Genomic DNA, 22205 nt, shown 5'->3' on the forward strand with positions numbered 1-22205 from the left:
GCATAGTAAAAATTCAATTAGAGGCCGTAATATGTCAGATAATCAAACCTCTCCAGTCACCGCGGTACAGCCTGCCGCCAAACGCCTTGCCGATTACCTGCCACCAGACTACTTGGTGCCAGCATTGAATTTAACTTTTCGTTTAGCACCGCAAACGACTCGCGTGACAGCGGTCAGCCAAATCGAACGTAATGGTGAGCACCAACGGCCACTGATATTAGATGGCGAGCAACAACAGATCGAACAAGTGCTGGTTGATGGGGCCGAAGTGGCTTATCAACACACAGATGGCAAACTTACGCTTGCTAACGTACCGGCCAAATTTGAACTGACCCTAGTGACAGTGATTGATCCTCAAGGTAATTCAAGCCTTGAAGGTCTGTACATGTCAGATGGTGCCTATTGCACCCAGTGCGAAGCGGAAGGTTTCCGTCGCATTACCTTCTTCCCTGATCGCCCTGATGTGTTAAGCCGTTTCTCGGTGCGGATTGAAGCACCGACTGAATTCCCATTTTTGCTCAGCAACGGCAACAAAGTGGAACAGGGGCGTTTGGATGATGGTTGGCACTATGCTTGTTGGCAAGACCCATTCCCAAAACCTTGTTATCTGTTTGCCTTAGTTGCCGGTGATTTTGACCTGCTCGAAGACAACTTTACGACGAAGAGTGAGCGTGACGTCAAGTTGCAGGTGTTTGTTGATAAAGGCAATTTGAATAAAGCCCACCATGCCATGGCCTCGCTAAAAAAAGCCATGGCGTGGGACGAAAGTCGTTTTGATTTGGAATACGACCTCGATATCTACATGATCGTGGCGGTGGATTTCTTCAATATGGGCGCCATGGAGAACAAAGGCCTTAACGTCTTCAACACCAAGTATGTGTTAGCAGATGAACAAACCGCCACCGATGAAGATTTCCATGGTATTGAATCTGTGATTGGCCATGAATACTTCCACAACTGGACTGGTAACCGCGTCACTTGCCGTGATTGGTTCCAACTGAGTTTGAAAGAAGGCTTAACCGTATTCCGCGATCAAGAGTTCAGCTCTGATGTTGGCTCTCGCGCCGTGAACCGTATTCATGCCATCAAAGTGATGAAAAACCATCAGTTTGCCGAAGATGCTGGCCCAATGTCACATCCAATTCGTCCGGAAGAAGTGATTGAAATGAACAACTTCTACACCGTGACTGTGTATGACAAAGGCGCTGAAGTGATCCGTATGATGCACACTTTGTTAGGTGAGCAAGGTTTCCAAGCGGGCATGAAACTCTATTTTGAGCGTCATGACGGCCAAGCGGTCACCTGTGATGATTTTGTGCAAGCAATGCAAGACGCCAGCGGAAAAGACCTCAGCCAGTTCCGTCGTTGGTACAGTCAAGCAGGCACACCAGAGCTGACGGTGACTGACAGTTATGATGCAGATAAAGGCGTGTATCGTTTAGACGTTAAACAATTCACCCCAACACGCAGCAACGAACAGCCAAAACTGCCGCTGCATATTCCATTTAGCGTTGAACTACTCGATAACGAAGGCAACAGCCTAGTGAATGAGTTACTGGAACTCACCGAAGCGTCACAAAGCTTTGAGTTTGATGTTAAGGGCGGGGCACCGGTGCCATCACTGTTGCAAGATTTCTCTGCGCCAGTGAAATTGCATTATCAATATGCCACCGCACAACTACTCGTACTGATGGGCTTTGCCAGCAGTGAAGTGGCGCGCTGGGAAGCTTCTGTGTCTCTGTTTAGCCAAGCGGTGTGGCAAAACGTGGCACGTTTGCAACAGCAGCAGGCCATGAGTTTAGATAGCAGTGTCATCGACGCCTTCCGCGCCGTGGTATTGCACGCTACCCAAGACCATGCGTTATCGGCTGAGATGTTGAAATTTGCCACTGCTAACTCATTGATTGAGCAGGTTGAGCAAGTGGATTTGGACGCATTGTTCAGCGCACGTGACTTTGTAATCGATGCCATCGCCGATGCCACAGAAGATGAACTGCTGGCACGTTATCGAGAGTTGGTCGGGCAAGATAATGCTGCCAGCCGCAGCTTTAAAAATGCCATTTTGGCCTTGTTAGCCCGCAGCGCCGATGGTCATGAGAGTTTGTTAACGCAACAGTTCAACGCTGCCGAAGGGATGACTGATGCGCTGGGCGCACTAGCTGCCGCCGTGGCTGGTAGCGCCGATTGCCGTGACGAGCTGTTAGAGCAATTTGGTAAGCAATGGCAAGATACGCCGCTAGTGATGGACAAATGGTTCACGCTGCAAGGTTCTATCAATGAAGACAGCGTGCTGCAACGTTTGACAGGCTTGCAAGATCATCCTGCATTTAGCTTCAATAACCCGAACCGCGTTCGTTCATTGCTGGGTGCCTTTGCATCGACTAACTTGCCGCAGTTCCATCGCGCTGATGGGCAAGGCTATCAGTTTTTAACCAACGTGATTAAAAAGATGAATGGCCTCAACCCACAGGTGGCAGCGCGGATTATGACACCACTGATCCAGTTCAGTAAATTTGATGCGCAGCGTCAGCAGCAGTTGAAAGCTTGCTTGCAACAGTTGTTAGATTTGCCTGATTTGTCGCGCGATGTGTATGAGAAAGCCAGCAAGGCGTTAGGGCAATAGTCGATGCGTGAGTTTGTTTTTCGGATGGCTCTCAGCTTTGATGAGTTTAAGCCTTATTACCAAGGTTATGCCGAAAATGTACAAGTCACCGATATCAACGGGTTAGTGCTGCGGATTGGTGCGCGGCACTTTCGACCATTTCTTACCGGCAGCGGCATTAATGGTACTTTCAAGTTGGTGATCGATGAGCAAGGGCGCTTGCAGTCGTTGCATAAACTGTAATTATTAGCCACCTCGCGGTGGCTTTTTTGTCACTGCTCTACCACAGTTCGGCTTTGCTAGGGGCTGTTTATCTTTGCTGGTTGTTTTTGCAGCAGGTAGAGCGTGATTTAGGCCAGGCAGGTGAGGTGCCGTGTAGTTACTCTCCACCAACAGCCTAGGCGCGGGGGAATGTTAGTATTTTTGTTTTGTCGATTAGCTAAAAGGCGTGTTATCGGTAACATTGTCAGTTTTGGTAGGGCAAGTGTTGGGGTAACTGTCCAGCAACAGTAAAAAAATCTTTACTGAGATTGGATAACATATTTATTTCAAACTAAAATTTTGCTCGAAATGAACAATATTTGGTAATAAACTTCGGCGTATGACCTCGGTCACACTATTCATTCTAGGCCAGGGTCTGCAAAAATCCCTTAAATGAAAAAGCGTTCGACCGACGCTTAAGGAAACCTCATTATGGCTTTGAACCATTCAACGCCCTCCGTATTGCTGGAAAATGTTGTCAGCCTAATCCATAACAAAATTGCGCATGATAATGCTAAGCAAGTCGAGCAGTTTGCCACTTGTATGTATGCGCACATGTCAAAAGACGATTTACGCGCTCGCAATGACAGCGATCTTTATGGCGCACTTTTGAGCTTATGGAATGCGCTCGACAAGACCGAAATTGGCCAAACTCACATGCGGGTGTTCAACCCTAGTCAGTCTAAGCATGGCTGGCAGAGTACCCATACCGTGATCGAAGTCGTGCAACCTGATATGCCGTTTCTGGTGGACTCGCTCAGCATGGCGCTGAGCCGTTTAGGTATCACCGCACACATGATGTTGCACACGCCGTTAGCGATTGAACGCGATGGCAAACGTATTGAACGAGTTTCGCCGGTAAAAGGCAGCAGCGATGATAGTGACAAGGTGGCTGTTTTTCTCATTGAGATCGACCGTCAAAGCAGCGAAGCCGATTTAAAACACATCGAAAAAGAGCTGGAAACAACGCTGGCTGACGTGGCTGCTGCTGTATGTGATTGGCAGCCAATGATGGAAAAGATGGCCGACATCGCCGAGCAGTTGCCTAACTTGCCATTCCCAGGCCAGCAGCACGAACTCGATGAAGCCATCAGCTTTATTAAATATCTGAGCGATCATCATTTTACCCTGCTAGGTTATCGCTACTACGAGCTGCGCCGTATTGAAGGCGATGTCGAGCTGGTGCCCGATATGAACTCCAGCCTAGGTTTGATGAAAAAGCCGGGCAAAGATCAACCCGAGCACGGCTTACGCCTGTCTAATTTCTCTGACTCGGCTCGCCGCCAAGCGCTAGATAGTAAAGTGCTGGTGTTAACCAAGAGTAGCGCCCGCAGCCGCGTGCACCGTCCAGCCTATGTTGACTATGTCGGCATCAAACGTTTTGACGAGCAGGGCAATGTGATTGGTGAAGCACGTTTTGTCGGTCTGTACACGTCAAACCTGTACAACCGCAGCCCGCGTGCTATTCCAATGTTGGCCGAGAAAGTACAACGTGTGATGGACATGTCTGAACTGACACCACGCTCGCACGATTTCAAAACCCTGCTGAACATTTTGGAAAACTTGCCACGCGATGAAATTATTCAAGCGTCAGTGGATGAGTTGTACGAAATGGCGCGCGGCGTGCTGGAAATGCAAGATCGCGATAAGTTGCGCTTGTTTGTGCGTAAAGACGGTTACGGCCGCTTTATCTCTTGCTTGGTGTATGTATCGAAAGACCGTTACAACACCCGCCTGCGCCAAGACACGCAACGTATTCTTGCCGAAAGTTTTAAAAGCTCAGAGGAAGTGGAATTTACCACCTATTTCTCTGAATCTTCCCTATGCCGTACCCATTATCGGGTCAAGGTAGACAATAACAATAATATGGATGTCGATGTGGCACAGATAGAACAAAACCTGATTGAAGCCGCCCGCTCATGGGACGATAAACTTTCCACTGCACTGCATAGTTCAGCCGGTGAAGAGTTGGGCACTCGTTGCTTTAAACGTTACGCCAGCGCCTTCCCGCAAAGCTATAAAGATGACGTATTGCCGCCATCTGCTGTAGTCGATATTCAACAGCTCGAAGCGCTCGATGATGACCATCGTTTGGGTATGCTGTTCTATCAACCACAAGAATCCGCTAAGCAAGGCAACAAAGTTCGTCTGAAACTGTTCCACAAAGATGAGCCAATTCATCTGTCAGACGTACTGCCAATGCTGGAAAACTTTGGTCTGCGCGTGATTAACGAACGCCCATACGAAGTGATTACCGCTGACGGCGCGACATACTGGATCCTCGACTTCTTGATGACAGTGCAACATGCGGTGTCTGATGAGATTGTTGACAGCCAAGACCGTTTCCAAAACGCCTTGTCACTGGTATGGAACAAAACCTTAGAAGATGACGGTTTCAACCGCTTAGTATTGGCAACTAACCTGACTGGCCGCGAAGTGTCAGTGGTACGTGCTTATGCTAAATATATGCGCCAGATTGATGCGACCTTCAGCCAAGCGTATATCGAAGAAACCTTTGCCCGTTATCCGCAAATCGCCGATTCACTGGTGAAAATGTTCGTGCGTAAATTCAATCCAAAATTGAAAACCCGCACTACCGCCAAGTTTGTTGAGCAGATCAATCTGCGCCTTGAAGATGTGGCTAGCCTTGATGACGACCGTATCATCCGTCGTTATCTCGACTTGATTAACGCAACCCAGCGTACCAACTTCTATCAAACCACTGAGAATGGCGAGTTCAAGAGCTATGTGTCCTTCAAGTTCGCGCCGGACCAAATCCCTGAAATGCCAAAACCGCTGCCGAAGTATGAAATCTTCGTCTACAGCCCACGGGTTGAAGGTGTGCACCTACGCGGTGGCCGCGTAGCGCGTGGTGGTTTGCGTTGGTCGGATCGTCGTGAAGACTTCCGTACTGAAGTACTGGGTCTGGTAAAAGCGCAGCAAGTGAAAAACACCGTTATTGTACCGGTGGGCGCTAAAGGTGGTTTCGTCTGTAAACAGATGCCACAACAAGCCTCACGTGAAGCGGTATTCCAAGAAGGCCAAGCATGTTATCGCCTGTTTATCCGCGGCTTGCTGGATATCACTGACAACATCGTCAACAAAGAGATCGTGCCGCCAGTGGATGTGGTCCGTCATGACGAAGACGACCCATATTTGGTGGTTGCAGCCGACAAAGGTACTGCGACTTTCTCTGATCTTGCCAACAGCATTGCGCTGGAATATGGCTTCTGGTTGGGTGATGCGTTTGCTTCTGGTGGTTCACACGGTTACGACCACAAGAAAATGGGTATCACTGCCCGTGGTGCGTGGGAATCTGTGAAACGTCACTTCCGTGAAGTTGGCATTGATTGCCAAACTACCGAGTTTACCTGTGTGGGTATTGGTGACATGGCCGGTGACGTGTTTGGTAACGGTATGTTGTTGTCTGAGCATACTTTGCTGCAAGCAGCGTTCAACCACATGCACATTTTCATTGACCCAACGCCTGATGCAGCGAGCAGCTTTGCTGAGCGCCAACGCATGTTTGATCTGCCACGCTCAAGCTGGGATGACTACAACAAAGCGTTGATCTCTAAAGGCGGTGGCATCTTCCTGCGCAGTGCTAAATCGATTTCATTAACGCCTGAAATGAAACAGATGCTTGGCACCAGCAAGGCCACGATGAACCCAACCGAACTGATCCACGAATTGCTGAAAATGCCAGTGGATCTGCTGTGGAATGGCGGTATCGGTACTTACGTTAAATCGTCTAAAGAAACCAACGCCGAAGTGGGCGACCGCGCTAACGATGCATTGCGTGTTAACGGTAACCAACTGCGTGCCAAGATTATTGGCGAGGGCGGTAACTTAGGTTGTACTCAGTTAGGCCGTATCGAATACTGCGCTAACGGTGGCCGCATGAACACTGACTTCGTGGATAACGTTGGCGGTGTGGACTGTTCCGATAACGAAGTCAATATCAAGATTTTGCTGAACAGCTTAGTGGCCGAAGGCGACTTGACCCTGAAACAGCGTAACGTGTTGCTAGAAGAGATGACCGACGAAGTCGCCGATATCGTGATTCAAGACTGTATCGACCAGACCCGCACCATCTCCGTGACCCAAACGCACGCAGCGAGCCAGTTGAAAGAACACATCCGCTTTATCCATTATTTGGAAAAAGAGGGCAAACTGGACCGCGCGTTGGAGTTCCTGCCAACAGAGGAAGAACTGAACGAACGTCAGGCGGGCAACCGTGGTCTGACACGTCCAGAGCTGTCAGTGTTGGTGGCTTACGCCAAAATGCTGCTCAAAGAGCAACTGGTCACGCCAGAAGTGACCGATGATCCACATCTGAGCCAGTTGTTGGTGGATTACTTCCCGAAAAAACTGCAAAAAATCTATGCAGACAAGATGAGTTCGCACCCATTGCGTGGCGAAATCATTGCCACCTCACTCGCCAATCAGTTGGTGAACGAGATGGGCTTAAACTTCATCCAACGTATGCAGGATGAGACTGGTGCCTCAGTTGCTGAAGCCGCTGTATGTTACTCTATGACAAGAGAAATATTCGGATTAGGTGATTTAGTTTCAAACATTTCGAAACTGGGCAGCAGCGTACCGGCCGTGGTTCAAAGTGAAATGTTGCATCAGTTGCGTCGTAATATGCGCCGAGCTTGTCGCTGGGTGCTGCGTAATCGCAACCGTAGCTTCAACATTGAGCAAACCGTTAGCTTCTTCAAACCGGTGTTTGAAGTGCTGCGTGACAACGTTCACAACTACTTAGTTGAAGACGAATGGCACGGTATCGATATTGATGTCAAAGCATTGGAACGTGAAGGTGTACCTGAAGATGTAGCCAACTTGGTTGCTAAAATGAGTACCTTGTTCTGTGCCTTGGATATCGCCCAAATTGCTGAAATTGAGCAAAAGCCGGTAGCGTTAGTGGCTGAGACTTATTATAAGTTAGGCGCTAAAGTCGAGCTGCACTGGTTCCTTGAGCAGATTACTGCGCAAACCGCCGCGAACCATTGGCAAGCGCTGGCACGTGCCGCCTTTAGAGAAGAACTCGATTGGCAGCAACGCTCATTGACCTCGGTAGTATTGCGTAACTGTGATGGGGTGTGTGACTCATCAGCGGTGTTAACGCAATGGATTGACAGCCACCAAAGCCTGCTGGAACGTTGGTTCAGCATGTTGGCCGATTTCAAAACGTCCGGTGTGCATGAGTTTGCTAAGTTTTCGGTAGCGTTGAGAGAGCTAAATCTCCTCATTCTGCACTGTGAAGGGCAGCGATAAATATTATAAAATTTCAAGCCCTGGCATAATGCCGGGGCTTTTTTTAGGTCTTAGGAGAACACATGTTTTACGAACTCGCACAAAAGGTCATGTTTCAGATGGACCCGGAGCTTGCGCATAACTTTGCCATGAAAGGGCTTGGTGCTACCGCAAACTCGCCACTGAACTGCTTTTACAAGCAGAATATTGCCCCTGCGCCGGTGACATTTATGGGGGTGACATTTCCCAACCCTGTAGGTTTAGCCGCTGGCATGGATAAAGACGGTGAATGCATCGACGCATTTAGCGCCATGGGCTTTGGTCATGTTGAAGTCGGTACTGTGACGCCACGTCCGCAACCGGGTAACGACAAACCGCGCTTGTTTCGTATTAAGCCTGCAAAAGCGATCATCAACCGTATGGGATTTAATAACAAAGGTGTCGATAACCTCGTTAAAAATCTTATTGCGAAAAAATCCAATGCAGTGGTTGGTGTGAATATCGGTAAAAATAAAGACACACCAGTAGAGCAGGGCAAGGATGATTATTTAATCTGTTTAGATAAAGTTTATCCATATGCCGATTATATCGCGGTGAATATTTCATCGCCGAACACTCCCGGTTTGCGCACTATGCAATATGGCGAGTTATTAGAAGACTTACTTAGCAGTTTAAAAACTCGTCAAAAAGAGTTAGCTGAAAAATATAATAAGTATGTACCGATTGCCCTAAAAATTGCCCCTGATCTTAACGAAGACGAAATTCAAAAAATCGCCGATGCGTTATTGGCGAACGAATTTGATGGTGTCATTGCCACCAACACCACCTTAAGCCGTGACGGTGTCAGCGGTTTGGCTAACTCCAACGAGACGGGTGGCATGAGTGGCAAGCCACTCAATGAGCTATCTACCAAAGTGATCAAGCAATTGGCTACCTGCCTGAAAGGACAGATCCCGATTCTTGGCGGCGGTGGTATTAACAGCGCTGAAGATGCATTGGCAAAACTAGATGCTGGCGCCACTATGGTGCAAATTTATTCAGGCTTTATTTACCAAGGCCCGAAATTAATTAAAGATATTGTGGATGCATATCGATCTAAATAAATAGATCTGATCGCAAATACAATATTTGATCTAAAAAAGGATCGCGATTGCGATCCTTTTTAGATCTTGTTAAATAAAAATATTTTTTGGAAATTTTATCTAAACTGTTGTAATCTTGGTCAAATAATAGCAGCTTAATTTTGAAATTGATTAAATTACCAGCTAAATTGACATTGGATAAATAATAAGGCCGAACGGATTACGCTATGTTATTAATGCCTGATAAAACTTGGCAGTGGGGATATAACGCTTCGTACGATGCGTTAAGTATATCTCTGGGTGCCGATATGGAGTTTCTAACTCCTTATAAAAGTAAGGTGTTGATCCCTGATGCATTCAGCGCTGCTGAGTTCGATGTTGAACATGCCCGTTATTACATGGACATTGTCGAGCGGTTAGGCAAGCGTATGTCACTGGCAGACGCCTATCTAGTGCAGGTTGCGCTAAACGCCACCGCTGCGCGTTTTATGCAAAAACCGCAGATGCCTAAATCCTGGTTCTTTGAGTCGAGCGACGTTTGCGTTTACAGTGAGCCCGGCAAACTGTTTGATTTACGCTGTAACGGTGACCGTGTATTGGTGTTGGTGGTAGAGACCAGCCTGCAGGCATCGTTGGTGATGTTGCTCGATGAATGCTGCGCCTTGAGCGACAGCAAGCAGCTAAAGCGGTTTGATACCATCAAAGTGATGCACGATAGATTGCATCCGTTACGCGCCCAGCAGCAGATTGTGGCCGCATAAATCAACGCACATATTGCGTAGATGTTAATGGTTTGGAAATAACAAAGGCGATCATAATGATCGCCTTTGTTGATCTTGCACATCGATCGCCGTAAACGATCTCTAGCGGCTTATTTTGCTTTGCGGTGACGCTTAGCCAGATTGGCGTGGATCTGCGCCAAACTCATCTCTTGGTCTTCCAACAGCACCAGCAAGTGATAGATCAAATCTGAGGCTTCGTTCACCAACTCTTCTTTATCATGCGTTGCTGCTGCCAAGGCAGTTTCTAATCCTTCTTCGCCCACTTTTTGCGAAATACGTTTGGTACCACGGGCAAACAGTGAGGCGGTATAGCTGCTGCTTGGGTCAGCATTTTTACGGCCATGGATTAAGGTTTCCAATTCATGCACGAATGGATGCACCTCTTCACCATCCCAGCAACTTTCCGTGCCGTTGTGGCAGGTTGGGCCAACTGGCACGGCTTGCACCAGCAGCGAGTCGTTGTCGCAATCCACCGCCACTGACACCAGTTGCAGATGGTTGCCTGAGCTTTCACCTTTGGTCCACAAGCGTTGTTTGCTGCGGCTGAAGAAGGTCACTAGCTGTTTATCAAAGCTCGCTTGCAGTGCTGCTTGGTCCATATAACCGAGCATCAGCACTTTGGCGGAATAGTAGTTCTGCACCACTACTGGCACCAAGCCATCTTGTTTTTGCCAATCAATGCCAGCCAGCAGCGTTTGTTGCTGCTCGGTGGTCATTGCAAATAGAGTTTCAGTTTCCATGGAAAATCCTGTTATTAAGCGATGCGCTGATGGCGGTCATCAGCGCGAATGCAGATCTGCTGTTCACGCAGATACTGCTTTAAATCGGGAATCGGGATGATGCCTTTGTGGAACACGCTGGCGGCCAGCGCGGCGTCTACTTGTGCTTCAACAAATACGTCGCGGAAGTGCTCCATGGCGCCCGCACCACCCGAGGCCACTAATGGCACATCACATACGGCACGTACTTTACTGAGCTGCACTAAGTCATAACCTTGGCGCACACCATCAGAGTTCATCACGTTCAATACGATTTCACCGCAGCCTTGTTTCTGGGCTTCTTCCACCCAATCGAGCGTATACCATTGGGTATCGCGGGTAGCGGCTTCATCACCGGTAAATTGTTTGACTTTGTAGCTGCCACTGTCGGCATCAAAGAAGGAGTCGATACCGACGACCACACATTGACGACCAAACTCGTCGTGCAAACGACGGATCAAGCTTGGATCAGACAGTGCAGGGGAGTTGACCGAAATCTTATCGGCACCAAAGGCGAGAATTTCTCGTGCTTGTTCGATAGTTTTAATCCCGCCAGCCACGCAGAACGGAATATCGATGCGCTCCGCCACTCGGCTTACCCAAGATTTATCGACCACGCGGTCGTGGGCACTGGCGGTGATGTCGTAAAACACCAGCTCATCAGCGCCTTCTTCGGCGTAACGTTGTGCCAATGGCACAATATCGCCAACAATTTCGTGGTTACGGAATTGCACACCTTTAACCACTTTGCCTGCTTTTACGTCGAGGCAGGGAACTATGCGTTTGGCCAGCATGTGATTGCCTCCTGTACGCTGAATTGATTGGTGAGTAACGCTTTGCCAATAATGATGCCACTGGCGCCGCTGTCGCGCACTGCGGCGACATCGTCCAAGGTGGCTATACCGCCCGATGCTTGCCATAGGATTTCTGGAAACTTCTCTGCTAGCTCTTGATAAAGTGAATTGTTGGCACCGGTCATGGTGCCATCGCGGCTAATATCGGTCACCAGCGCGTGTTTCAATCCTACCGGCGCAAACTCGGCGACCAATGATTCCAGCGTTTTACCGCCGCCACTTTGCCAGCCGTGAACCGCCACAATTTTCTCGCCGTCAGCGTTGATGTTCACATCCAGCGCTAAGCAGATGGCTTCGGCACCAAAGCGTACAAACCAGCTTTTAACTAGCTCAGGTTCGCGCACCGCCAACGAGCCAATCACTACCCGCGAAGCACCGCATGCCAGTAACTCTTCGACCTGTTCGACCGAGCGAATACCGCCGCCCACTTGCAGTGGGGTGTTCAAACCAGCGGCTAATTCGGCAATCAGTTTCGTTTGGCGTTTGGCGGGGTCTTTGGCGCCAGTTAAATCCACCAAGTGCAGTTGTTTAGCACCTTGTGCTTCATAAGATTGCAGCTGCGCTAGCGGGCTTAAATCAAAGGTGGTTTGTTGGTCGTAGTCGCCTTGATACAGGCGCACAACTTGACCGTCAATCAGATCGATTGCAGGAATGATCATGCGGCACCTCCGATCACGCGTGCGTTGTAAGCCGCTAAGCTGTCACTGTCCAATTTGAGGAAGTTTGCCAGCATTTTAGCACCCACTGCGGCGCTTTTTTCTGGGTGAAATTGCAGCCCCATAAAGTTGCCGTCGGCAATCGCCGCGCTAAATACTTCACCGTATTCACTGGTGGCAATACTGTATTCGCTCACTGGCGCGCAGAATGAATGCACAAAGTAAACAAAATCACCGGCGTTGATGCCTTCAAGCAGCGGGTGCACTTGGCCGTTTTTCAGCACGGGCGTTAGTTGGTTCCAGCCCATGTGGGGCGTGGGTAAACCTTGAGTATCCAAGGCGCGCACTTCAGTCGGGATTAAGCCTAAGCATGGCGTATCGGCGGCGATAGCGCCTTGTTCGGTGGATTTGCTGGTCATCAACTGCATGCCAAGGCATACGCCCATTACGGGTTGTGTTAAGCCTTGTACCAGCGCCATCAGGTTTTTCTGCTTCAGCGAGTTCATCGCTGCTGGCGCGCTACCCACACCGGGCAATACCACCCGCGTTGCCGCTTTAATGGCATCAGCATCGTCAGTCACCAATACATCGGCGCCCAAACGCTCAAACGCAAACCGCACTGAGCTTAAGTTGGCGCAGCCGGTATCGATGATCACGGTCGCTGCTGTCGTTTTAGTCATTACAGCACTCCTTTACTTGATGGCAGTGCGTCGCCTTCCACTTTGATGGCTTGACGCAGGGCACGCCCTAGCGCCTTAAACAGCGCTTCTACCTTGTGGTGTTCGTTGGCACCAGTGCAGCCAATGTGCAGTGTGCAACGTAAACCGTCGGCAAATGAACGGAAAAAGTGCGGCACCATCTCTGTTGCCATGCCGCCAACCGCATCACGCTCAAACTCACCACTGAATTTAATAAACGGACGGCCAGACAGATCCAGCAAACATTCGCCACTGGCTTCATCCATCGGCAAGCTAAAGCCGAAACGGCCGATACCACGTTTGTCACCCAAGGCTTGGCGCAACGCATCGCCGAGCGCTAAACCGGTGTCTTCCACGCTATGGTGATCGTCGATGTGCAGGTCACCTTGCACTTGTACGCTCAGGGTAAAGTTACCGTGAGTGGCGATTTGATCCAGCATGTGGTCGAAAAAGCCAATCCCAGTATTAATGCTGTTGCCACTGGCGTTGTCCAAATCCACTTTGACGCGAATGTCAGTTTCTTTGGTGGTACGTACCACTTCCGCTTGGCGGCCGCGATTCAGCAGTTGTTGACAGATATCGTCCCAACCTAGCGTGTCGCGGTTGTACTGGAAGCTTTGCAGCCCCATGGCGTCAGCGAGTTGCACATCAGTGATGCGGTCGCCAATCACTGCCGAGGTGGTGAAATCCACTTTGCCAGCCGTGAGGTAATCTTTCACTAAGCCCAATTTTGGCTTGCGGCAGCTACAGTTATCGCCGGGAAAATGTGGGCAGATCAGCACGTCATCAAACTTCACGCCTTGGCTTTCAAAAATCTGCATCATCAGCTTGTGTGGCGCATCGAAATCCGCTTGCGGGAAGGAATCGGTGCCCAAGCCATCTTGGTTCGATACCATCACCAAGCGGTAGCCTGCGGCCATTAACTTTAGCAGCGCGGGGATCGCTTGCGGCTCAAACGCCAGCTTATCGAGGCGGTCTAACTGTTTGTCGACCGGCGGCTCTTCTACCAAGGTGCCATCGCGATCGATAAAGAGAATTTTCTGACTCATAGGGTGTTCACCTTATTTGCCGCTGTAGCGGCTAATTTTGTTCTTATTTGTTTAAAATATTACGCAGCACGGCAATAATTTGGTTGGTTTCGGCTTCATTGGTGAAGCTGAAACGAATCGCATCCACTAAGCGAGGGTCGCGATACGCCCGCGCCACAATCCCCGCCTCTTTCAAACCATTGCTGACCGTTGCCACATCATCAAAATACGCTAGCAGGAAGTTCGCACCACTTGGCACCACGTTGGCACCCAGTTCAGTTAAGGCATCACCCAAGCGTTTGCCTTGGGCTTTGAGCAACTCCACATCTGCCAACATATTGCTGATGCCGGCATCGCTGAGTGCATTTACCGCCAAGGTGGATACTGGCAGTGGCACTGGATAGGGTGCGATCACCAACATGATGATGTTGATAACATCGGTATTTGCCATCAAAAAGCCACAGCGAGCGCCTGCTAAGGCAAAGGCTTTGGACAGGGTGCGCAAGATCACCAGATTTGGGTAACTTGCCAGCAAGTTGGCCACGCTGTATTCCGGGCAGAACTCAATATAGGCTTCATCCACCACTACCAGTTGCTCGGGCAGTTGTTGCAACACTTGCTCGATGCGTTCAACGCTCAAAACGGTGCCCGTTGGGTTGTTGGGGTTACAGATGAACACCAACTTGCAGCCTTTTACGCCGCTGACATCCGCTGGCAACGCATAATCTTCCGTCAGACTCAGCGCATTAACGCCCACATTGAAGGTCTTGGCGCTAATGCTGTACATGCCGTAAGTCGGGCCAAAGATGGCGATGCTGTCGCGGCCGGGTACGCAGAAGGCGCGGATCAACAGCTCAATCGCTTCATCCGCACCGCGACCACAGACGATGTTAGCCGCCGGCACTTTGCTGTATTTGCTGTACGCCTCAATCAATTCTGGTGGTTGGCATTCTGGATAGCGGTTCAAACGCGCCAACTCCGTGCGGTTAAACGGGCTTTCGTTGGCATTGATCCAGATATCGCCACGGCCACCAATACGGCGGGCGCTTTGGTAGGGTTCTAAATTCAGTAATTCAGGGCGAGCCAAACGCTCAGCCAGATTCAGCGTACTCATTTCAATTGCTCCGACCATGTGACGGCTTCAGTTTCAATCGCCTGCAACCGCAGCGCAACGGCATTTTTGTGGGCGTCTAACTGCTCGGCGGCGGCCAGCGTCATGACGGCTTGTCCTAAATTTTGTAAGCCAGTGGCAGACAACTCTTGCACCGTAAAGCGGCGGGAGAAATCGGCCAAGCTCAGGCTAGATACCGTGCGGCTATAACCATAAGTCGGCAATACGTGGTTGGTGCCGCTGGCATAGTCACCGACAGATTCTGGGGTGAAACGTCCTAGAAATACCGAACCAGCGGCGCGCACATATTTCAACACTTCGCGTGGCTCAGCGGTTTGAATGATCAAGTGCTCTGGGCCATACAGATTGGATACGGCAGCGGCTTGCTGCATGTTGTTCACCAGCAAGGTGCGGCTGCATGACAGCGCTTGAGTGGCAATCTCTGCCCGTGGCAGTTGCGCCAATTGCTGATTCAGCTCAACTTCTACCGCTTCAGCTAACGCTTGGCTGTCGGTGACCAACATCACTTGCGAGTCTGGGCCGTGCTCTGCTTGCGATAACAGATCCGCGGCGATAAACGCAGGCGAGGCATCTTTATCGGCAATCACTAACACTTCCGATGGTCCTGCTGGCATGTCGATGCTGACGCAAGCGCGCGAGTCTTGTGACACTTGGCGTTTTGCTTCGGTCACAAAGCGGTTGCCTGGGCCAAAGATTTTGTCGACGGGCTTAATGGTTTCAGTACCAAAGGCGAGGGCGGCGACCGCTTGCGCGCCACCAGCTTGATAGATTTCATTGACGCCGCACTGAGTGGCTGCGTAAACAATGGCGTCATCAATCGGCGGCGGGCTGATCAGCACGCGACGGTCGCAACCAGCGATTTTTGCAGGCAACGCCAACATCATCACGGTAGAGATCAGCGGCGCACTGCCACCGGGAATGTACAAACCCACAGCTTCAATCGCTTCGCTGCGTAGCTCACAACGGACGCCCGGTTGGGTATCTAAGGCAATCGGCGTTGGCTTTTGCGCTTGGTGAAAGGTGCTGATGTTTTGCATCGCCAGTTGAATGGCGGCCTTCAACTCATCGTTGACGCGACTGCAAGCGGCGTCGATGTCAGCCGTCGATAACTGGATGTTGTCGATCTGCGTTTTATCGAAACGGGCGGCATAGTCACGCAGGGCGGTGTCGCCTTTAGCAATCACAGTGTCGATAATCTCGCTCACCGTCACTTCTAATTGTTGGTCACCCACCAGTGGTGAGCGGGTTAGCGCGGCTTTTTGTGCCGCACTGTCCAACTGATCCCAATTCAGCAATTCCATCGCACTTACCCCATCATTTTTTCAATTGGCATCACCAGAATTGAAGTGGCGCCCAACGCTTCCAGTTCTTCCATGGTGTCCCAGAACAGGTCTTCACTGCTTACTGCGTGGATGGCAACGCGGTTGGTGTCGTCATTCAGTGGCAATACGGTGGGGTTTTCTGCCCCTGGCAGCAGTGACACAATTTTGTCCAGTTTATCGGTTGGGGCGTGCAGCAGAATGTATTTGCTTTCACGGGCGCGGATAACGCCGTTGATGCGGCTCATCAGTTTGTTGATAAGGGCTTGTTGAGCGGGGTCTTGCGTTTGATTGGATTGGATTAAGCAGGCCATTGAGCGGAAGATAACATCGGTTTCATATAAGCCGTTGGCTTCGAGGGTGGCACCGGTGGATACCAAGTCGCAGATACCGTCGGCCAAACCTGCACGTGGCGCCACTTCTACTGAACCTTTCAGCATGCAATCGCGATAAGCAATGCCTTGTTGGTTCATGTAGCGACGCAGCAGGTTAGGGTAGCTGGTCGCCAAACGCATGTTTTGCAGGCTTTGCGGGCCGTCGTATTCCACTTCGTTTGGTACTGCCAGTGACAGGCGGCACGCACCAAAATCCAGTTGGCGCAGTTTGTTCACTTCGGCGTTTTTGCCTAAAGCTTCGCGCTCCAGTTGTTCCTCTTCCAGAACGTTTTCACCGACGATACCGAGGTCAACCACACCGTCCATCACCAAGCCTGGAATATCATCGTCACGTACGCGCAGTAGATCCAGTGGCATGTTGTCAGCGTGAGCGATAAGACGTTGTTCATTCACGTTAAATTTAACACCGCACAGTTTCAGTAACTGTTGCGATTCTTTCGACAAACGCCCGGATTTTTGGATGGCGATTCTGATGCGTTTCGATGTTGTCATTGTGCTATTTCCCTGATTGTTGATTCGTAAATTTGGTACCAGATAACAAAAAACCCCCGGAATTCCTTCCGAGGGTTATAAGTGATCTTGAATCAACCGCCAGAAGGAATGCACCTTCGGCAGTCAGCTCCGAAGGCTACCGCTTATGATGGTGATGGTGGTGGTTGCCGAACTGGAACTGAGTCATGTAACTAAATCCTGTTTTATCAACTTAATCGCGGTGCAATTAAGTAAAATTCTTTGATGTTTACTGCTATGCAGCAACAATGTGATGGTTAAGTTAATCTGTTGAAACTTAATTTGCAACCCCCAATTTTGCATTTTTCATCATTCACTCATAAAAGCTTGCAGGCGGCGGCTAGCTGATACCGCCATTTCGTAGGGTGGCGCGTGTTTAAAATAGACCGTGCAGTTTGCCGCGAATGATCAATGCCTTGCAAACTTGCAGCGGCTAATCGCGTGCCTCAAACACGCGCTGCTTGCGGCTAAAAAGCACCAGCAACAGCCAACCGCCGCTAAACACTTGTGGTCGCCGTATAAAAAGCGATAATTCAGCACTGTATTTGTTACCACGCTGCATTTGGCCGGAGTTTTTTATCAATCGCTTGCAACAAGAAGTCGCCCGTATATTTGCCGACAATGGCGCGCTCGCCAGCGGCGTGCGTGGTTACAAAATTCGTCATGAACAAGTCACCATGTCGCAAGCGGTGGCGGGCTTGCTATCTGATAAACAGACAAGCAAACCGTTAGTGCTAGAAGCGGGCACTGGCGTGGGTAAAACCTTTGCTTATCTGGTGCCAGCGTTGCTCTCTGGTCAGCAAGTGATTATCTCCACCGGCAGTAAAAACCTGCAAGAGCAGCTGTTTTATAAAGATATTCCAGCGCTGCTGGAACTGCTGCAAATCTCCCCCAAAGTGGCGCTGCTCAAAGGCCGTAACAACTACTTGTGCCAACTGCGGCTGGAGCAACAACTTAACGGCGCGCAATCGCTCGATGAGCGGGTATTGGATGATCTGCTGCGTATTCAGCTATGGTCGGCGTCGACTACCGATGGCGATCTCGGCACCATCGCCAGCGTGTCGGAACAATCGCACGCCTTGCCGCTGGTGGCCTCCACCAAAGACAGCTGCACCGGCAAACGTTGCCCACATTACGATGCTTGTTTTACCCGCAAAGCGCGCCTAAAAACCCTTGATGCCAAATTGATTGTGGTCAACCACCACCTGTTTTTTGCCGATTGGGTGTTAAAAGACACCGGCTTTGCCGAGCTGTTGCCCGATGCCGATGCGCTGGTGTTTGATGAAGCGCACCAACTGCCCGATATCGCCGTCAGTTATTTTGGTCAGCAGTTATCGCTCAACAGCTTGTATCGCATGCTCGAACGGATGGAAAAACTCTATGAAGCCGAGTTTCGTGATACGCCACAACTGGGTGAACTTATTCGCCGGCTGATGACGCGTTTGCGCGATTGGGGCATGAGCCTTACTAACCGCGACTTGCAAGATTGGCGCATGGTGCTGGCCGACAAAACCCTCGCCAGCCAAAGCTGGCAAATGCTAGATGAGTTTCACAGCCTTGAACGCGTGCTGCTCGGTAACGTTGGTCGCCATGATGACCTCGATGACTACTTTGAAAAGTGGCAAGAACTCACTGGCAAATTCAATCAGTTTCTCGCCTGCGACAACCCGCAAGCGGCGTACACCATTGAGCCAAGTAAAGATCTGCCGTTACTGCGCATGGCACCGATTGACGTCACCAAAGAGTGCCAAGCGCTGTTCAATGCCGACAAAAAATGGGTGTTCACCTCCGCCACGTTGCAGGTTAACCGATCGCTCGCGCACTTCAGCAAAGGCTTGGGCTTAAAAGCGTGCGATGAATTGATCCTTGACAGCCCATTTAACTACCAGCAAAACGCCTTGTTTTGTGTGCCACGGCAACTGGGTGATGTGCGCAGCAACAGCGATTATCAATTTACGCGCTGGTTAGAGATCTGCATGCAGGCCATCAACGCCGCCAAAGGTCGCACTTTTATTCTGTTCACCAGCCACCGCATGCTGGAAAAAACCGCCCGCGCGCTGCAAGGCCGCTGCCACTACCCGTTGCTCGTGCAGGGCACAGCCAGTAAACAAAGCCTGCTGAAAAAATTTCGCCAACTCGGCAACGCCGTGCTGCTTGGCACCGGCAGTTTTTGGGAAGGCGTCGACGTCCGCGGTAAACTACTATCTTGCGTCATCATCGACAAACTGCCGTTCGTGTCACCCGACGATAATCTCTACCGCGCTCGTGCCAATGCCCTCAGCCAACGCGGCGGCGACCCATTCCGCGACATTTCGCTACCGCAAGCCGTCATCGCCCTGAAACAAGGCTTTGGCCGCCTCATCCGTGATGAACAAGATGCCGGCGTGCTGATCCTGTGCGACAACCGCATCGTCAACCGCGACTACGGCGCCGCATTTCTAAACTCACTGCCACCAATGGCGAGGACGCGTGAGATGGCACGTGTTGTCCATTTTTTGGAGCAAATCAAATGATATTCATCATTTGATTTATGGGTTGGTTGTGTTGGCTGAACGTTGGGAAGCTTTTTGACAGCAACTCATTTGCTGATTGTTTTGAAGTGGTTAATCACCTGCGGTGGGGACATGCATGGATGCATTAATGCCGTGGAGGACAGGACGTCCAAGAACGGCCAATGCACATGCAGCCATGTGGCACGATGCAAGTACGTCTCTGTAATCTCGACGCCAGCCAATTACATCCATGTAATTGGCCAGCTCGTCATCCTCGGCTCGCGCTCATAAGCACATCGCTGCGCGATATTCGCCATGCTGGCGACGGCCACAAGTCCGCATGTGCTGGATATTCTCGGCGTTATCCTGTGAAATTCGTGTTTGCTGAAGATCAATCCGGTGAAAGCTTTATGCTCAAAAAGGTCCTAGTTTAAAGGCTCAGGGGCATTTCTATTGTCATTAATTGGCCTATTTTCCCCGATGATTCAGTGTGGTGGAGATGAAATCGTAATGTGAACTTGTATCTACTTAGTGAGTAGACGATGATTTAATAATTTAATTTCGGTGGTAGCATTAGTACCCTCGTCAACACGACTATATTTTCATTATGAGGTAATAAAAATGATGAGTGCTAGCTCAAGAGAGCGCTGGAGTACTAAGACAATTACAACGATAACTTTGCTTGTTTCAGTTGTTCTGATTGCTACGTCGCTCCTTTATACTGATAAATTTGCAGATTGGAAAAATATTCAGATCAGTGTTGCTTGCTCAATATTGGCTAGTAACATCATAATGTTTTTAACTTCAGAGTATATGCTGAGAAGTCAAAGAAGAAGCGAAATTATTGACCGTTGGGGAGTTGAAGCAATCTACAGAACTAGAGCAGAGATGAATACAGCTACTAATATTTCTCTGTTGCAGTGTAATGAAACCATAGAAATTGTGGCGTTTGGACTTAAATCTTTCAGGGAGGCAAAGTCTGAAGAGATAGAAACTCTTTTACAAAAAGGGGTAAGCATTAAAATTTTGACTATAAATCCAGATTCAAAAATACTGGATTTTGTCGACCAACGAGAAGATTTATTGACAGGGTCAACTAAAAAATCGTTAGAAGATTTGGCTTCCTGGGTTGCAGCATTGAAAGCAAAATCAAAAAAATTTAATATTGAAATTCGTTTCTACGACGCGTTACCATTGGATTTTTACTTCAAAGTAGATGAGAGAGTTTACGTAGGACCATACTTAAAAGGTTTATCCAGTCAGCAAACTATATCTTATGAATTTTCCAGAGGAGAAGGTTATTCCTATTGGAGTAAGTATTTTTCTAAACTTTGGGAAGAAAGTAAGTGATACGTAAACCAGATTATGAAAGAGGTCGTGTTTTCATTAGTCCAATATTAGGTTGCAATGCTCAATGCCACTTCTGTTATATATATGATAAAGGCTATACAACGAAAGCGGTAAAAAATGGTTTCGATATAGATCAAGTTCTCCTCTACCTAGACTCTCATGCAGCCTTTCAGCACGGTAAAGATGGTTCAATCATCTCAATTGGTGCATGGGGAGATCCTTTTCCTCGGTATAGTAAAAACTTGTGTTACCACTCGATGAATTGGTTAAAAAAACTTGCAGAGCTTAGAAACCCAATTCAAATCATGAGCCGATATGAATTGCATCAAGATATACTGGAAGAAATTGTTAATGTGAATCGATATCATGGACATTTAATGTACTCCACATCGATTAGTTCAATTGAAAATTTTAGGCTAATCGAACCATATTCTGACATGCCAGTTAAAAGGTTAAATAGTGTTAGACTTCTCAATGATGCTGGTATTGCGACAAATGTAATGGTTAAGCCATTTATTCAAGGCATTACAGATTTAGAAGTGAACCAAATCGCTTTAGCATTGCTCGATAGTGGAATTAGGCATTGTGTTGTGGGAGATTTGCTCCTAGACAGTACAATTAAAAATAAGCTTTCCATCAATAATATAATAACTGCTAGTGGTAGTGATAACTTATGCAAACAAGTGTTGGATTGTACTTCCGGGGAAACTTATGAACTTAATACATCCATTGAAATGAACGATTTTTGCGATGCACTATCATATCGTGGTCTTAATGTTTTCAAAAAGTCTAGTTGTGTAAACTCTTTTATACTAGGTAAGCCAAATCCAGCAAATTATAAAGATTCAGACCCTAATGGTTATTGTATAAAGTGTGGCGTTTGTGAATAAAAAGGATGCAACTAATAATGGTGTTAAAATCGTTTTTTTATAAATATATGGAATGGTTCCCATAAAAATTTTCTGCTGTAAACCGTGTGTGAACCCTAAACATTCAGGCAACTCCGATTTCCCCTTCGGCGTGGCGT

The 22205-nt window shown here is 49.0% G+C and carries 16 protein-coding genes; 8 read left to right on the forward strand and 8 right to left on the reverse strand.

Going from position 1 to position 22205, the window contains the following annotated elements; genetic code table 11:
- Positions 1-31 precede the first annotated feature (31 nt).
- From pepN to L9G74_RS10825, 5 genes are all read left to right on the forward strand, one after another.
- On the forward strand, positions 32-2623 hold the full coding sequence (pepN, locus tag L9G74_RS10805) for an aminopeptidase N (RefSeq protein ID WP_238896333.1): 2592 nt from the start codon (positions 32-34) through the stop codon (positions 2621-2623).
- A gap of 3 nt (positions 2624-2626) precedes the next feature.
- Entirely contained in the window at positions 2627-2845 is a 219-nt protein-coding gene (locus L9G74_RS10810) for a DUF2835 domain-containing protein (protein WP_238896334.1), read from the forward strand.
- A gap of 450 nt (positions 2846-3295) precedes the next feature.
- Positions 3296-8143 carry an NAD-glutamate dehydrogenase gene (locus tag L9G74_RS10815; RefSeq protein ID WP_238896335.1) on the forward strand — a complete coding sequence of 1616 codons (4848 nt, stop codon included), beginning with the start codon at positions 3296-3298 and terminating at the stop codon, positions 8141-8143.
- Between the two features lie 62 nt (positions 8144-8205).
- Positions 8206-9225, forward strand: coding sequence for a quinone-dependent dihydroorotate dehydrogenase (pyrD, locus tag L9G74_RS10820; protein WP_238896337.1), 1020 nt, complete (start codon positions 8206-8208; stop codon positions 9223-9225).
- 206 nt (positions 9226-9431) lie between these two features.
- Positions 9432-9965: a cell division protein ZapC gene (locus L9G74_RS10825; RefSeq protein WP_238896338.1), complete on the forward strand. Its 534-nt coding sequence runs from the start codon at positions 9432-9434 to the stop codon at positions 9963-9965.
- Between the two features lie 110 nt (positions 9966-10075).
- Here L9G74_RS10825 and hisIE read toward each other — a convergent pair whose 3' ends face one another.
- Genes hisIE through hisG form a run of 8 tightly spaced genes read right to left on the reverse strand, consistent with a single transcriptional unit; the run spans position 10076 to position 17318 of the window.
- Positions 10076-10726, reverse strand: a complete 651-nt coding sequence (gene hisIE / locus L9G74_RS10830; protein WP_438944559.1) for a bifunctional phosphoribosyl-AMP cyclohydrolase/phosphoribosyl-ATP diphosphatase HisIE — start codon at positions 10724-10726, stop codon at positions 10076-10078.
- 14 nt (positions 10727-10740) lie between these two features.
- Entirely contained in the window at positions 10741-11538 is a 798-nt protein-coding gene (hisF, locus tag L9G74_RS10835) for an imidazole glycerol phosphate synthase subunit HisF (RefSeq protein ID WP_238896339.1), read from the reverse strand.
- Complete coding sequence (hisA, locus tag L9G74_RS10840; protein WP_238896340.1) at positions 11520-12257, reverse strand: 1-(5-phosphoribosyl)-5-[(5-phosphoribosylamino)methylideneamino]imidazole-4-carboxamide isomerase; 738 nt, start codon at positions 12255-12257, stop codon at positions 11520-11522. The genes hisF and hisA overlap by 19 nt, the downstream gene beginning before the upstream one ends.
- Positions 12254-12934, reverse strand: a complete 681-nt coding sequence (gene hisH, locus L9G74_RS10845) for an imidazole glycerol phosphate synthase subunit HisH (RefSeq protein WP_238896342.1) — start codon at positions 12932-12934, stop codon at positions 12254-12256. Before hisH ends, hisA begins: the two co-directional genes overlap by 4 nt.
- Complete coding sequence (gene hisB / locus L9G74_RS10850; protein ID WP_238896343.1) at positions 12934-14001, reverse strand: bifunctional histidinol-phosphatase/imidazoleglycerol-phosphate dehydratase HisB; 1068 nt, start codon at positions 13999-14001, stop codon at positions 12934-12936. The genes hisH and hisB overlap by 1 nt, the downstream gene beginning before the upstream one ends.
- Before the next feature lie 43 nt (positions 14002-14044).
- Positions 14045-15112, reverse strand: a complete 1068-nt coding sequence (gene hisC, locus L9G74_RS10855) for a histidinol-phosphate transaminase (RefSeq protein WP_238896345.1) — start codon at positions 15110-15112, stop codon at positions 14045-14047.
- Positions 15091-16413: a histidinol dehydrogenase gene (gene hisD, locus L9G74_RS10860; RefSeq protein ID WP_238896346.1), complete on the reverse strand. Its 1323-nt coding sequence runs from the start codon at positions 16411-16413 to the stop codon at positions 15091-15093. Before hisD ends, hisC begins: the two co-directional genes overlap by 22 nt.
- Positions 16414-16418: 5 nt before the next feature.
- A complete protein-coding gene (gene hisG, locus L9G74_RS10865; RefSeq protein ID WP_238896348.1) occupies positions 16419-17318 on the reverse strand; it encodes an ATP phosphoribosyltransferase in 900 nt (299 codons plus the stop codon).
- 563 nt (positions 17319-17881) lie between these two features.
- Between hisG and yoaA the strand changes: the two genes are divergently transcribed.
- From yoaA to L9G74_RS10880, 3 genes are all read left to right on the forward strand, one after another.
- Entirely contained in the window at positions 17882-19849 is a 1968-nt protein-coding gene (gene yoaA, locus L9G74_RS10870; protein WP_238896350.1) for a DNA repair helicase YoaA, read from the forward strand.
- A 600-nt stretch (positions 19850-20449) separates the two neighbouring features.
- Positions 20450-21178, forward strand: a complete 729-nt coding sequence (locus L9G74_RS10875; RefSeq protein WP_238896351.1) for a hypothetical protein — start codon at positions 20450-20452, stop codon at positions 21176-21178.
- Positions 21175-22068 (forward strand): radical SAM family protein, encoded by an 894-nt coding sequence (locus L9G74_RS10880; RefSeq protein WP_238896352.1) that lies wholly within the window; start codon positions 21175-21177, stop codon positions 22066-22068. Before L9G74_RS10875 ends, L9G74_RS10880 begins: the two co-directional genes overlap by 4 nt.
- The last annotated feature ends 137 nt before the right edge of the window (positions 22069-22205 follow it).

The organism is Shewanella electrica, from assembly GCF_022321485.1.
Taxonomy (GTDB): domain Bacteria; phylum Pseudomonadota; class Gammaproteobacteria; order Enterobacterales; family Shewanellaceae; genus Shewanella; species Shewanella electrica.